Raw genomic sequence first — 14163 nt, 5'->3', positions numbered from 1 at the left:
TCCGCGCGGACGGGGCCCTCGGGGGTACGCGGTCAGACGCCGTGCGGGATGGCGTCCCAGCCCTCGACCTCCTGCGGCTTGCGGGTGCCGGGGCCGACGTAGCGGGCCGACGGGCGGACCAGCCGCTGGAGCTTCTTCTGCTCCAGGATGTGCGCGCTCCAGCCGCCCATCCGGGCGCAGGTGAACATCGAGGTGAACATGTGCGCCGGGACCTCGGCGAAGTCGAGCACCACGGCCGACCAGAACTCGACGTTGGTGGCGAGCACCCGGTCCGGGCGGCGGGCCTGGAGCTCGGCCAGGGCGGCCTTCTCCAGCGCCTCGGCGATCTCGAAGCGCGGCGCGCCCAGCTCCTTGGCGGTGCGGCGCAGCACCCGGGCGCGCGGGTCCTCGGCCCGGTAGACCCGGTGGCCGAAGCCCATCAGCCGCTCGCCCCGGTCGAGGACGCCCTTGACGTAGCCCTCGGCGTCGCCGCTGCGCTCGACGGCCTCCAGCATGCTGAGCACGCGGGAGGGGGCGCCGCCGTGCAGCGGGCCGGAGAGGGCGCCGATGCCCGAGGAGATGCAGGCCGCCGCGTCCGCGCCGGTGGAGGCGACGATCCGGGCGGTGAAGGTGGAGGCGTTCAGGCCGTGCTCGGCGGCCGAGATGAAGTAGGCGTCGACGGCCTTGACGTGCCGCGGGTCGGGCTCGCCGCGCCAGCGCTTCATGAACCGCTCGACGATGGTCGACGCCTTGTCGATCTCCTTCTGCGGCACCGCCGGCAGGCCCAGGCCGCGGGCGGACTGGGCGACGAAGGAGAGCGCGGTGACCGACACCCGGGCGAGGTCCTCGCGGGCCTGCTCGTCGGAGATGTCGAGGAGCTGGTTGAGGCCCCAGTAGGGGGCCAGCATCGCGACGGCGGACTGCACGTCGACCCGGATGTCGCCGGAGTGCACCGGCACCGGGAACGGCTCCGCCGGCGGCAGGCCCGGGCCGAACCGCCCGTCGACCAGCAGCGCCCACACGTTGCCGAAGGAGACCTGACCGATCAGATCCTCGATGTCGACCCCGCGATAGCGCAGCGCGCCGCCTTCGCGGTCGGGTTCGGCGATCTCGGTCTCGAAGGCTACGACGCCCTCCAGCCCGGGTTTGAAATCGGCCATGTCGCTCTCCTGGATCTGCTCGGTGCGCCCGGTCGGGCCCTCATCCGGCCAGCCGGCCGAGCGCCTCAGGCGACCCTTCAGGGATGTGTTCGTGACATCTTGCCTGGTGGGTAACCGATCCGCGACCCGCTGCGCCTGTGCTGCGCACGACATCCCCCGTCCGGGGCGGCCCGGACGCGTCGGCGACACTGGGCGGTACGGGCTGGCCTGCCCGGAGGTCGCGGGCCGGGTCGACGGGGAGGAGAGGGAACGTGACGGGCGACACAGTGCACCCTGCGGCGATGCGTAACGAGTACGCGGCGGACCTGGGCCTTTCCGAGGCGGATCTGGCGGCCGACTGGCACGGCCAGTTCGACCGCTGGTTCGCCGACGCCGTCGCCGCCGGGCTGCCCGAGCCGAACGCGATGGTGGTCGGCACCGCCGACGCCGCCGGCCGGCCGAGCGCCCGGACCGTGCTGCTGAAGGGGTACGACCCGCGGGGCTTCGTCTTCTTCACCAACTACGAGTCCCGCAAGGGCGCCGAGGCGACCGCCAACCCGTACGCGAGCCTGGTCTTCCCCTGGTTCCCGATGCAGCGCCAGGTGGTGGTCGCCGGTCCGGTGGAGCGCGTCGACCGGGCCGAGACCGAGGCGTACTTCGCCAGCCGGCCGCGCGGTTCCCAGCTGGGTGCCTGGGCCAGCACCCAGTCCCGCGTGGTGCCCGACCGGTCGGCGCTGGACGCGGCGTACCGGGCGGCGGCGGAGCGGTTCGCCGACGCCGAGCCGATCCCCGCCCCGCCGCACTGGGGTGGGCTGCGGGTGCGGCCCGAGTCCGTGGAGTTCTGGCAGGGCCGGGCCAGCCGGCTGCACGACCGGCTGCGGTTCCGGCTCGTCGGCCCCGGGGAGTGGACCGTCGAGCGGTTGGCCCCGTGACCCGGCTCGACGAACCCCGGCGGCGCGGGCTGCGCCGGTTCGCCATCGACGTGCGCCCGCTGGCCGCGCCGGCGTACCGGCGGATGTGGCTGGGCAACGGCGTCGCGATGTTCGGCATCCAGCTCACCGCGGTCGCCGTGCCGGTGGAGATGTACGAGCTGACCGGCAGTTCCCTCTGGGTGGGTCTGCTCGGCATCGCGGCGTTCGTGCCGCTGCTGGTCTTCGGGCTCTGGGGCGGCGCGCTGGCCGACGCGTACGACCGGCGCAGGGTGCTGCTGGTGACCGCGGCGGTGCTCTGGGCCGCCACCGCCGGGCTGGTGGCGCAGGCGCTGCTCGACGTCGGCAGCCCGCTGCTGCCGCTCGTCCTGGTGGCGGTGCAGTCGGTGGCCTTCGCGATCAGCTCGCCCACCCGCAACGCCATCCTGCCTCGCCTGGTGCCGGCGGAGCTGGTGCCGGCGGCGAGCACGCTGAACTTCACCACCTACACCGCCGCCTCCGTGTTCGGCCCCCTGGTCGCCGGCCTGATCTTCGCCTGGTGGGGCACGGGTCCCGGCCTGCCGATCGCGTACGCGGCCGACGCGGTGCTCTTCACCGCCGTCGTCTGGGCGACGGTGCGGCTGCCGGCGATGCCGCCGGAGCCGGACCCGGACGCGGCCGGCGCCCCGCGCCGGGCCGGGCTGGCCAGCATCGTCGACGGGCTGCGCTACCTGAGCACCACGCCGGTGCTGCTGCTCTCCTTCGTCATCGACCTGATCGCGATGGTGCTGGCGATGCCCCGCGCCCTCTTCCCGGAGATCGCCGAGGAGCGTTTCGGCGGCGGCGCGGCGGTCGGCTGGCTGTTCAGCGCGATCGCGGCCGGCGCGATGCTCGGCGGGCTCACCTCGGGGTGGATCGGCCGGCTCCGCCGGCAGGGCCTGGCGCTGGTGGTGGCGGTGGTCGGCTGGGGCCTGGCGGTGGCGGCGGCCGGGCTGGCCGGCCAGCTCTGGCTGATGGTGCTGCTGCTGGCGGTGGCCGGCGCGGCGGACCTGGTCAGCGCGGTGCTGCGGCAGTCGATGCTGCTCGTCTACGCGCCGGACCGGATGCGCGGGCGGCTGATGGGCGTCAACACGGTGGTCATCGCCGGTGGTCCGCGCCTCGGTGACCTGCGGGCCGGCGCGGTGGCGGCCGGGTTCGGCGGCGGGGTGGCCTGGGTGAGCGGTGGGCTGATCTCCGCGGCGCTCGCGGTGCTGCTCGCGGTGGCGTTCCCGGCCCTGCTGCGCTACCGGGCGGCGACCACGGCGGCCGACCGGAACTGACGGTCGTCCACACCTCGGCGCACGCCCCGCAGGGCCGGGAACGCGTCGCGGTGGAGCCGCGCGCACTTCCCGGTGCCGGCCGGCCCGTCCGCGCGGTGGGTCCTTGGGCGGTGGTCGACGGGGCCGCTCACGGATCCGGCGCCGTTCCTGCGGGATTCGTGCGGGGATCATGCGCCGGACCATCGATCGTGGTCTCCAACGCCGTCAACTCTTGGAGGTCAGGCATGAAGCACATCCGTCACGCAGCCGTCCGCGCCCTGGGCCGGGTCCGCATGGGCGGCATCTACGGCTACTGGAACATCTTCAACTGACCGGTTGAGGGCCGACGAGTGACGACGCGTGCATCTGGTTCGGAGCGGCCCCCGGGGCCGCGAGGGCACTGGTTGTTCGGCAACACCGAGGAGTACGACCGGGACAGGAACGGCTTCCTGGAGCGGTGCCACCGCGAATACGGGGACGTCTTCTCCCACGATGCCCGCACCATCGTGGTGTCCTCGCCGGACCAGGTGCACGCGTTGCTCGCCCGGACCAACAAGGACTTCCTCGCGGAGACGTCTCCGTTCGCCGGGCCGATGGACACCGAGCGGATGGCCGCCGCCGCCGAATTGTGGACCACGGCCCGCCGCGCGGGCTGGCAGGGACTGCACCGGCGGGTGGCGCAGTCACACGCGGCGCGGTTGCGCGAGCTCTTCCGCGAGACCGTCGGCGACGGGGAGACGGACGTGTACGCCACGATGTCCGACTTCTTCGGCCGGGCAACCGCCGACTTCTGCCTCAGCACCGATGCGGCGGGAGTGCCGGAGGCGCTGGCCGAGCAGGTGGCGGCCATCGATCCTCTCTCGCGCAGTTCGTTGCAGCTGCCGCCGTGGTGGCCGTCGCGCCGGGTGCGGCGCTTCACCAGGGCTCGCGAGCGGCTCCTGGCGCTGATGGCCGAGGTCGTGCGGCGACGCCGCGAGGCCGGGACGGCGTCGGCTGAGGACCTCCTCGGCGTGCTCCTGGCCTCGGACCGGGGATTGTCGGACCTGCAGATCGAGCGGTTCCTGCGCGGGATCATGCTCGCCGCGCTGGGCGTCCCGGCCGCCGCCCTCACCTGGATCGTGTACGAGATCGGCAGACGGCCGGACGTGCGGGCCCGCCTGGCGGCCGAGGCCGCCTCGTCCGGCGACGTTCCGGAGCTCGAGGATCTGCCGTACACCGAGGCGTTCGTCAAGGAGGTCCTCCGGCTGTGGCCGCCGACCTGGCTGATCGGCAGGACCGTACGGCGGGAGACGGAACTCGGCGGGTGGCGGCTCAGGACGGGCGACCAGGTGCTGTTCAGCATGTACCGGCTGCACCGGGATCCCCGCTGGTGGGCCGACCCCGACCGGCTGGTGCCGGAACGGTGGCTGGACCCGCAGGTCACGCCCGCCCGGCACACCTACCTGCCGTTCGGCGCGGGGCCGCGGGTCTGCGTGGGTACGCAGCTCGGCATGATGCAGTTGACCTTGGTGACATCCTGGCTGGTCGGCGACATGGAGATCGCCGGGCCGCAGGAGGTGACGCCCGACTTCAGCGGTCTGCTGGTCCCTCGTGGCCTGCGCGTCGGGCTGCGGAGGAAGGTCGTACCGCAAGGCGTCTGATCTTCTCGCGCACGTTGTCGGCCTCGGCGGCGCGGCGTTGCTCACGGTAGGAGTCGAGCGCCCGCTGCCAGGCGCGGCGGGCCGCGGTGAGCCGGCCCGATCCGTGGTGGACGTCGCCGATGCGGACCAGCGTGTCCGCGGCCTGGTAGGCGTTGCCGAGGCTCTCGCGCAGCTCCAGACACCGGCCGTAGTAGTGGAGCGCCTCGTCGGGCCGCCCCGCCCGGTGGGCGATGTAGCCGAGGCTGTCGAGGGTGGCGGACTCTCCGTTGCGGTCCTCGTGCCGCCGGAAGAGCCGCAGCGCCCGCTCGCAGTACGACTGCGCCGTCGAGTGGTGGCCGAGAACGGCGTGGCACCAGCCGGCGGCGCTGAGCGCGTTGGCCTCCCAGCGGGGGTCCTGGAGCTCCCGCTGGAGGCGCAGGGCGTTCTCCACGTGCGGGAGTGCGCGCGCGGGCTCACCCCGCTCCAGCCAGGCGAACCCGAGGGTGTGGCTCGTGTGCGCCTGACCCTCGACGTCCCCGTCCTGCTCGAACAGGTCGAGTGCGAGCAGCAGGTGCTCCAGCCCGTCCTCGACCCGGGCCGCCTGCGCGTAGGCGTACCCCAGGTACCAGTGGGCAAAGGCCTCCGTGTTCCGGTGCCCCAGCCGCCCGGCGGCGTCGAGGGCCAGCTGCCAGGACTCGACGCGCTGCTCGTGCTGGCACCGCTTGTGGTAGGTGTCCGCCGCCCAGGCCAGCCGGAAGACCGCGGCGTCCATGCCGAGCCGCGCGGCCAGCCGCTGTACGGCGACGAGGCCGGGCTGCTCGTCCTCGAACCAGGCCCAGGCGGAATCGGCGTCCTCGAACTCGTCCCGCGCCGGATCGGGGAAGATCCGCGCGGCGAGGGGACGGCCGGGGTACAGCACCCGGTCGGCGGTGGACGCGGTGTGCGCGTACGAGTCGACGAGGCGGGTGAGCGCCTCCGCCCGCTCGTCGTCGGTCCGGTCGGACTGCGCGCGCTCGGCGGCGTAGAGGCGGACCAGGTCGTGCATGCGGTACCGCCCGGGACGCTGCTGGTGGATCAGGTTGGCGGCTTCGAGGCGGTAGAGCGACAGCTCGGCGTCGGGCAGGGGCAGGCCGGCGAGCGCGGCGGCCGACCGCAGGCCGACGTCGGGCCAGGGTGCCAGCCCCAGCAGGGTGAACAGCCGGGCGGTGGCGGCGTCGAGGGCCTCGTACGAGGCGGCGAACGCGGCACGGAGGTCGGTGTTCAGGTCACCGGTCCGCAGGACGTCGAGGCGGGTGGAGGGGTTGCTCAGCGCCTTGGCGAGGATCGACAGGGGGAAGTCGGGATGCATGGCGGCGCGTGCGGTGAGCACGCCGATGGCCAGCGGCAGGCCGCCGGTGTGCCTGACGAGGACGGCCACGCTGCCCGGGTCCTCCGCGACCCGCGAGTCGCCCAGGTGGCGGCGGAGCAGACGGTGGGCGTCGGCGTCCGTGAGGGCACCCAACCCGATCAGGGTGGCGCCGCTGGCGGCGCTCAGGCCGGGCAGCCGGTTGCGGCTGGTGATCAGCACGGTGCAGTGGGGGCCGCCGGGGAGCAGCGGCTCGACCTGTGCCACGTCGCGGGCGTTGTCGAGGACGACGAGCAGGCGACGACCCGCGACCAGCGACCGGTAGAGACCGGACTGCGCCACCTTCCCGGCCGGCATGGCGGCGGCCGGGATGCCGAGGGACGTCAGCAGGTGGCGCAGCGCCACGTGGGGCGGCAGCGGGCCGCTGGTCGGGTCGAATCCGTGGAGGTTGACGTAGAGCTGGCCGTCGGGGAAGAGGTCCATGTTGTCGTGCGCCCAGCGCAGGGCCAGCGAGGTCTTCCCCATCCCGCCGGTGCCGCTGATCGCGGCGATGGCCACGCCGTTCGTGCGGCGTTCGCCGGCGAGCCGGTCCAGCTCGGCGCGTTCGCGTTCGCGGCCGACGAAGTGCGCCGGCGGAGCCGGCAACTGGCGGGGGACCGGTATCGGGGCCGCCGGCGCGTGGGCCGCCGGACCCGGCTGCTCCACCGGCGGTTCCGCGACCGGTGGCCCCGGCGCGGTGTCGGCCGGGTCGGCCGTGGCGCGGGGGGCGTCGAGTGCGGTGTCGGAGGTGAGGATGCGCTGGTGGAGCCGCTGCAGCTCGGGTTCGGGCTCCAGCCCCATCTCGGCGACGACCCGGTCCCGGAGGCTCCGGTAGACCGCCAGCGCGTCGACCCGCCGGCCGCTGCGGTGCAGGGCCGTCATGAGCTGGCCGTGTGCCGGCTCGCGTAGGGGATGGTCCGTGACCACGGCGTTGAGTTCGGCGATCGCCTCGGCGTGCCGGCCCGTGGCGAGCAGGGCCGCGGCCCGCTCCTCCCTGGCCTGCAGCCGCAGCTCCTCCAGCCTGGCCACCTCGGTCTCGACGAAGGAGCCGTTGATCCCGTCCAGGGGCGCCCCGCGCCAGCGGCTCAGCGCCTCGTCGTAGCGGGCCACCGCCGAGGCCGGGTCGCCCTCGGCGGACGCCTCGCGCGCCCGCGCCACGCGGTCGAGGAAGTCGGTCAGGTCGAGCTGGTCGGGCTTAAGCCGCACCACGTACCCGGGGCGCTGGGTGCGGATCGGATCGGCCCCCGCGGTGCGGCACGTCCTCCTCAGGTCGGAGACCAGCATCCTGACCCGGGAGGACGGGGCGCTGGGCAGCGGCTCCCGCCACAACAGCTCCGCCAACCGCTGGACCGACACCACGTGGTTGGCGTTCAACAGCAGGATCGCCAGCAGCGCCCCCTGCTTGCCGGTCAGGGCGACGTGGCCCGCCCCGGTCGCGAGTTCCACCGGTCCGAGCACGCGGAACGCGGCCCGCGCGCGACCCTCAGAACCCACCGCGACCTCCAGCCGAGCTGACGAACCGGACGACCCGCTCCCGGACATCGGTGCCATCCAGGGACATTTGTCAAGATAGTCGAGTCCGCGGCTGTCCCTCCCGCTCGACTAAGGTCGCCTGCATGGGGAGCACCGCGAGACCGTCACCGTCCGGTACACAGTGGACCATTGCCGCCGCCGGCCACGAGGCCGTCATCGTCGAGGTGGGCGGCGGGGTGCGGACATACCGGCACGACGGGGTGGACCAGCTCGACGGGTACGACGCCGACGAGATGTGCCCCGGCTGCGCCGGGCAGGTGCTGACCCCTTGGCCGAACCGGATCCGCGACGGCCGGTACACCTTCGGCGACCGGCTGTTGCAGCTCACGCTCAGCGAGCCGGACCGCGCGGTGGCCATCCACGGGCTGGTGGCCTGGGTGCCGTGGCGGCTGGTGGAGCGGTCGGCCGACGCGGTGACGGTCGGCTTCGACCTGCCGCCGCAGCCCGGCTACCCGTGGCCGCTGCGGCTGCGGACGCGGTGGAGCGTCGGCCCGGACGGGCTGCGCGCCGAGCACGAGGCGACCAACCTCGGCGTCGATCCGGCGCCGTTCGGCCTCGCGGCGCACCCGTACCTGCGGGTCCCCGGGGTGGCGGTGGACGACCTGTCGCTGCGGCTGCCGGCCCGGTCGCGGTTGCAGGTGGACTCCCGGCTGCTGCCGATCGGGGTCACCCCCGTCGCCGGCAGCGAGTACGACTGGACCAGCCCTCGCCGCATCGGCCGGGCCCGGCTGGACCTCACCTTCGGCGACGTGATCCGCGACGACGACGGTGGCTCGGTGGTCAGCCTGAGCGCCCCCGACGGCTCGGCGGGCGTGCGGATCTGGGCCGACCGGGAGTTCGGCTGGTGGCAGGTGTTCACCGGCGACGCGCTTTCCGGGCCGCGGCGGCGCCGTTCCGTCGCCGTCGAGCCGATGACCTGCCCGCCGGACGCGTTCCGCTCCGGCCGGGACGTGATCACCCTGAAGCCCGGCGCGACCTGGCGGGGTGTCTGGGGCGTACGGCCCGGGGCCTGAGCGGGGGAGCGCGTGGAATTCAGCGAGGTGGTCCGGCGGCGCCGGATGGTCCGCAACTACGACCCGGACCGCCCGGTCCCGCCCGACGTGGTGGAGCGGCTGCTCGACCACGCGGTCCGCGCGCCGTCGGCCGGGTTCGCGCAGGGCTGGGGGTTCCTGGTGCTGGAGGAGCCGGCGGACCGGGAGCGGTTCTGGGCGGCGGCCACCCCGGCCGGGGGCGGGCGGGAGCGGTGGCTGACCGGCATGCGCCGGGCCCCGCTGATCGTCGTGCCGCACGCGAACCGCTCGGCCTACCTGGAGCGCTACGCGGAGCCGGACAAGGGCTGGGCGGACCGCTCGACGGAACGCTGGCCGGTGCCCTACTGGTACGTCGACACCGGCTTCGCCGCCCTGCTGATGCTGTTGACCGCCGTGGACGAGGGGTTGGGGGCGTGCTTCTTCGGCATCCCGCCGCAGCGCCTCGACGCCTACCGGGACGCGTTCGGCGTGCCGGCGGAGTACGACCCGATCGGTGCGGTGACGGTGGGTTACCGGGCGCGGGACCACCGGTCACCGTCGCTGCGGCGGGGGCGGCGCCCGGTGGGCGAGGTGGTGCGGCGAGGGCGGTGGAGCTGACCCCCTCCGGGTGTTTCGCGCGGTTGTGAACCGGACGGTGGGTAGCGAAACTGACATCAGGGAGCAGAACGCGGGGTGGTGCAGCCCGCTACGCTGGCACGGGCATCGGTGCCGCTGGGTCGCGGTGCCACGCCGCGACCCGCCCGGCGTCGTGGGTCGGCCCGGCCAGGGGGAGGGGAGCGTGCCGTCGTGATCTTCAGAGCGGTCCGGGACGGGCGTCCCTACCCGGAGCACAACCTGACGCTCAAGCAGTGGGCGGAGATCCCGCCGCGACCGCTGCGCCTGGACCAGTTGATCACCACCAAGCGCGAGCTGGCGCTGGACAAGCTGCTCGCGGAGGACTCCACCTTCTACGGCGACCTCTTCCCGCACGTGGTGCAGTGGAACGGCGGGCTCTACCTGGAGGACGGGTTGCACCGTGCGCTGCGGGCCGCGCTGCAGCAGCGCAACCAGATCCACGCCCGGGTGCTCGTCCTCTCCGGCCCGATCGAGTGAGCGGCCGGCCCTGAGGCTTCGTTAGGGTGGCTGCCATGAGCCGTACCGATCTGCTGGACCTGGACTCGTCGCTCACCGAGGAGGAGCGGCAGATCCGCGCCGTCGTGCGCCAGCTCGTCGACGACCGGGTCCGCCCGCACGTCGCCGGCTGGTACGAGGAGGGCCACGTGCCCGCCCGGGAGCTGGCCCGCGAGTTCGGCAAGCTCGGCCTGCTCGGCATGCACCTGACCGGCTACGGCTGCGCCGGATCGTCGGCCGTCGCCTACGGCCTGGCGTGCCTGGAGCTGGAGGCCGGCGACTCGGGCATCCGCTCCCTGGTCTCGGTCCAGGGCTCCCTGGCCATGTACGCCATCTGGCGCTTCGGCAGCGAGGAGCAGAAGCAGCGCTGGCTGCCGGCGATGGCCACCGGCGAGGCCATCGGCTGCTTCGGGCTGACCGAGCCCGACCACGGCTCCGACCCCGCGTCGATGACCACCCGGGCTCGCCGCGACGGCGACGACTGGGTGCTGAACGGCGCCAAGATGTGGATCACCAACGCGCCGATCGCCGACGTCGGGGTGATCTGGGCGCGCACCGACGACGGCGTGCGCGGCTTCGCCGTACCGATGGACACGCCGGGTGTGACGGCGCGGGAGATCCGGCACAAGATGTCGCTGCGTGCTTCCGTCACCGGCGAGGTCGTGCTCGACGACGTCCGGCTCCCGGCGGACGCCCGCCTGCCCGAGGCGGTCGGCCTGAAGGCGCCGCTGAGCTGCCTGACCGAGGCCCGGCACGGCATCGTCTGGGGCGCGCTCGGCGCGGCCCGCGACTGCCTGGAGACCGCCCTGGAGTACGCCACCACCCGCACCCAGTTCGGCCGGCCGCTGGCCGGCTTCCAGCTCACCCAGGCCAAGCTCGCCGACATGGCCGTCGAGCTGAACAAGGGCGCCCTGCTGGCGCTGCACCTGGGCCGCCTCGCCGACGCCGGTCGGCTGCGCCCCGACCAGGTGAGCGTGGGCAAGCTCAACAACGTCCGGGAGGCGCTGGCCATCGCCCGGCAGTGCCGCACGATCCTCGGCGCGAACGGCGTCTCCGGGGAGTACCCGATCATGCGGCACGCCAACAACCTGGAGAGCGTGCTCACCTACGAGGGCACCTCGGAGATCCACCAGCTCGTCGTCGGGCAGCGGCTGACCGGGTTGTCGGCCTTCGCCTGACCTGCGATTTCATCCCTTACGGGGGCGGTGCCGCGCCGGCCGGGAGAGCGATCCCGCCCGGTTGCCCCGCTCGGCGAGCGCCTGTCGTACCGGGGCCTTACCGTCATGACAGACGACGTGTCTGACGAGGACGGTGAGGGCCATGGCCCGCGACGGTGACATCAACGAGCCGACGAGGGAGTTCCCGGGCTACCCGACCGGCGAGGAGCTCAGGGCCCGGACGGACGACGCGACGCAGCCCGCCCCGGGCGCGGCGGCGCGGGCCGGCGGGCCGGCCCGCGGCCTGCTCTGGGTGCTCGGCGCGGCGGCGCTGGCGGTGGTGGTGCTGCTCGGTGTGCAGGCCACCGGCATCCTGCCCGACTTCCGTAACCCGTTCGCCAAGGAGCAGACCGACCGCAGCCAGCCGCCGCTGCTGAAGTCGATCCAGGATCTCAGCCGCTACGTCGCGGCCGAGGGCAACTTCCAGGTGGTCGTCGACCTCCAGAACGACAGGCGCAACGTGCCCGACTGGCTGCTCAACCAGCGCACCCTCTTCGTCGGTGCGGGCAGCGTCGAGGCTTACGTGGACTTCGCCAAGATCTCCGAGGGTGCGGTGGTCGAGTCCGCCGACGGCAAGTCGGTGGAGATCAGGCTGCCGGCGCCGCAGCTCGCCAAGACCAACCTCGACCTGGAGAAGAGCTACGTCTTCGCCGAGGAGCGGGGGCTGCTCAACCGGATCGGCGAGCTGGTCGGCGGCGATCCCAACCGCCAGCAGCAGGTCTACCAGCTCGCCGAGGAGCGGATCACCGCCGCCGCGCGGGACAGCGGCCTGACCCGGCGCGCCGAGGAGAACACCCGCAAGATGCTGGAGGGCCTGCTCCGCTCCCTCGGCTACGAGAAGGTGACGGTCACCTACACCGCCCCCTGACGCTCCGTCACGCCGGGCGCCCGCCCCGCCCGGGGCGGGCGCTGTCGCGTCCACCCCTCCCCGCCCCGTGATCCGCGCGACCTCGCGGAAGTAGCCCCCTCCGCCGCGCCGGAGAGGGCTACTTCAGGGACTCGTCGCCTCGACCGGCGGCCCGGCGTGGCGCGGGTGACGGTCGGCGGTCAGTAGCGGGTGGCGGCGTGGCGGTCCTCGTTCGGCATCAGCACCCACAGCACCAGGTAGACGATGACCTGGGTGCCGGGCAGCAGCAGCGACAGCAGGAACAGCAGCCGGACGAAGCCGGCAGACCTGCCGAAACGCTCAGCCAGGCCGGCGCAGACGCCGGCGATCATGCGTCCCTGACGGGGGCGGACCAGTTTGCGACTCATCGTCGTACTCCCACTCTGCGGCGTTCGCCGCGTCTGTCTCCACGGTAGGAAGGAGCGGCCACCGCGCCCTCGGTCCCGAGGAGGATCGGCGGCCCGCGTACCCGTAGGTGGTTACCCGCGAGCCGGTCGGGCGACGCACCGGACGGGCGCTGAGCTGGGCGGGTAGGCTCGCCGGTCGGGCATCCGCACGCCACGGGTGCCGGACGGCCGCCCCGCACCCGGGCCGGCCACGACCGGACCGGACCCGTCAGGGGTACGACGGCGAGGAAGTGCAGCCATGATCAGCGTTTTCGATCTTTTCAGTGTCGGTGTCGGGCCGTCGAGTTCGCACACGGTGGGGCCGATGCGGGCCGCGCGTGCGTTCGTGGCGGGGTTGAAGGCTGACGGGTTGTTGTCGGGCACGGTGCGGGTGCAGGTGGAGTTGTTCGGTTCGTTGGGTGCGACGGGGCGTGGGCACGGTAGTGACCGGGCGGTGTTGTTGGGGTTGGCGGGTGAGGCGCCGGAGACGGTGGACACCGATGGGGTCGACGCGTGGGTGGCGCGGGTGCGGGCGGAGCGGCGGTTGTGGCTGTTGGGTGTGCACGAGGTCGACTTTGATCCGGAGCGGGATCTGGTGTTGCATCGGCGTCGGTCGTTGCCGTTTCATCCGAACGGGATGACGTTCGTGGCGTTCGACGAGCGGGGTGTGGAGTTGCGGGTGCGGACGTACTACTCGGTCGGTGGCGGGTTCGTGGTGGATGAGGCGGCGGCCGGGGTCGACCGGATCAAGTCGGATGTCACGCGGGTGCGGTATCCGTTTCTCACCGGCGCGCAACTGCTCGGCGTCACCTCGGCGACCGGGTTGTCGATCAGCGACGTGATGCTGGCCAACGAGTTGTCCTGGCGCAGCGGGGGTGAGGTGCGGGCGGGTCTGTTGGAGATCTGGCGGGTGATGCGGGAGTGCGTGGAGCGGGGTTGTTCGCGGGACGGGGTGCTCCCGGGCGGGTTGAAGGTCCGCCGTCGTGCCGCCGAGTTGCGGCGCAGCCTGGCGATGGAGTCCGACCCCGCCGATCCGCTGCGGGCGATGGACTGGGTGACGTTGTTCGCTCTGGCTGTCAACGAGGAGAACGCGGCTGGTGGGCGGGTGGTGACGGCGCCGACGAACGGGGCGGCGGGGATCATTCCGGCGGTGCTGCACTACTACGTGCGGTTTGTGCCGGGGGCGTCGGAGGAGGGGGTGGTGCGGTTTCTGTTGGCGGCGGGTGCGATCGGGGTGTTGTTCAAGGAGAACGCGTCGATCTCGGGTGCGGAGGTGGGTTGTCAGGGTGAGGTGGGTTCGGCGTGTTCGATGGCGGCGGCGGGGTTGGCTGAGGCGTTGGGTGGTACGCCGGAGCAGGTGGAGAACGCGGCGGAGATCGGGATGGAGCACAACCTGGGGTTGACGTGTGATCCGGTTGGTGGGCTGGTGCAGATCCCGTGCATTGAGCGGAACGCGGTGGCTAGCATCAAGGCGATCACGGCTGCCCGGTTGGCGTTGCGTGGTGACGGGGTGCATCACGTGTCGTTGGACAAGGTCATCAAGACCATGCGGGAGACGGGCGCGGACATGAAGGTGAAGTACAAGGAGACGGCGCGCGGCGGCCTGGCCGTCAACGTGATCGAGTGCTGAGGATGCGTTCGTTCACGGACTGCTAACCTGTCGTCCGTCCGGT

12 protein-coding genes are annotated in these 14163 nt (G+C 73.2%); 9 read left to right on the top strand and 3 right to left on the bottom strand.

From position 1 onward, the window contains the following. Nucleotides 1–32: 32 nt before the first annotated feature. Nucleotides 33–1139, bottom strand: a complete 1107-nt coding sequence (locus tag GA0070606_RS13480) for a citrate synthase 2 (protein WP_091098874.1) — start codon at nt 1137–1139, stop codon at nt 33–35. Between the two features lie 281 nt (nt 1140–1420). Between GA0070606_RS13480 and pdxH the strand changes: the two genes are divergently transcribed. The 3 genes from pdxH to GA0070606_RS13465 all read left to right on the top strand — a co-directional run bounded on the left by pdxH (nt 1421) and on the right by GA0070606_RS13465 (nt 4964). Continuing rightward, a complete protein-coding gene (pdxH, locus tag GA0070606_RS13475; RefSeq protein WP_141721926.1) occupies nt 1421–2050 on the top strand; it encodes a pyridoxamine 5'-phosphate oxidase in 630 nt (209 codons plus the stop codon). Further along, nucleotides 2047–3345 carry an MFS transporter gene (locus GA0070606_RS13470; RefSeq protein ID WP_091098868.1) on the top strand — a complete coding sequence of 433 codons (1299 nt, stop codon included), beginning with the start codon at nt 2047–2049 and terminating at the stop codon, nt 3343–3345. The genes pdxH and GA0070606_RS13470 overlap by 4 nt, the downstream gene beginning before the upstream one ends. Before the next feature lie 329 nt (nt 3346–3674). After that, the gene (locus GA0070606_RS13465; RefSeq protein ID WP_091098865.1) at nt 3675–4964 is read left to right on the top strand and encodes a cytochrome P450; all 1290 of its coding nucleotides are present in this window, start codon (nt 3675–3677) and stop codon (nt 4962–4964) included. Here GA0070606_RS13465 and GA0070606_RS13460 read toward each other — a convergent pair. Further along, entirely contained in the window at nt 4894–7821 is a 2928-nt protein-coding gene (locus tag GA0070606_RS13460; protein ID WP_176737314.1) for an AfsR/SARP family transcriptional regulator, read from the bottom strand. The two genes, GA0070606_RS13465 and GA0070606_RS13460, sit on opposite strands and share 71 nt — an antisense overlap. Nucleotides 7822–7943: 122 nt before the next feature. Between GA0070606_RS13460 and GA0070606_RS13455 the strand changes: the two genes are divergently transcribed. The 5 genes from GA0070606_RS13455 to GA0070606_RS13435 all read left to right on the top strand — a co-directional run bounded on the left by GA0070606_RS13455 (nt 7944) and on the right by GA0070606_RS13435 (nt 12086). Next, nucleotides 7944–8873, top strand: coding sequence for an aldose 1-epimerase family protein (locus GA0070606_RS13455; RefSeq protein WP_091098857.1), 930 nt, complete (start codon nt 7944–7946; stop codon nt 8871–8873). A 12-nt stretch (nt 8874–8885) separates the two neighbouring features. Then, complete coding sequence (locus GA0070606_RS13450; protein WP_091098852.1) at nt 8886–9488, top strand: nitroreductase family protein; 603 nt, start codon at nt 8886–8888, stop codon at nt 9486–9488. A 189-nt stretch (nt 9489–9677) separates the two neighbouring features. Then, nucleotides 9678–9983 (top strand): type II toxin-antitoxin system VapB family antitoxin, encoded by a 306-nt coding sequence (locus GA0070606_RS13445; RefSeq protein ID WP_089002310.1) that lies wholly within the window; start codon nt 9678–9680, stop codon nt 9981–9983. 35 nt (nt 9984–10018) lie between these two features. Then, nucleotides 10019–11179, top strand: a complete 1161-nt coding sequence (locus GA0070606_RS13440; RefSeq protein ID WP_091098848.1) for an acyl-CoA dehydrogenase family protein — start codon at nt 10019–10021, stop codon at nt 11177–11179. A 142-nt stretch (nt 11180–11321) separates the two neighbouring features. Next, nucleotides 11322–12086, top strand: a complete 765-nt coding sequence (locus GA0070606_RS13435) for a DUF4230 domain-containing protein (RefSeq protein ID WP_091098845.1) — start codon at nt 11322–11324, stop codon at nt 12084–12086. A gap of 179 nt (nt 12087–12265) precedes the next feature. Here the strand turns inward: GA0070606_RS13435 and GA0070606_RS13430 are convergent, their stop codons facing one another. Next, complete coding sequence (locus GA0070606_RS13430) at nt 12266–12472, bottom strand: PspC domain-containing protein (protein WP_091098842.1); 207 nt, start codon at nt 12470–12472, stop codon at nt 12266–12268. A 277-nt stretch (nt 12473–12749) separates the two neighbouring features. On the opposite strand from GA0070606_RS13430, the gene GA0070606_RS13425 reads away from it, so the two are divergent. Next, nucleotides 12750–14120, top strand: coding sequence for an L-serine ammonia-lyase (locus GA0070606_RS13425; protein WP_091094657.1), 1371 nt, complete (start codon nt 12750–12752; stop codon nt 14118–14120). Nucleotides 14121–14163: the final 43 nt, after the last annotated feature.

This window comes from Micromonospora citrea, from assembly GCF_900090315.1.
In the GTDB taxonomy this organism is placed as follows: Bacteria; Actinomycetota; Actinomycetes; order Mycobacteriales; family Micromonosporaceae; genus Micromonospora; species Micromonospora citrea.
This window is presented reverse-complemented; position numbering and strand designations above follow the sequence as displayed.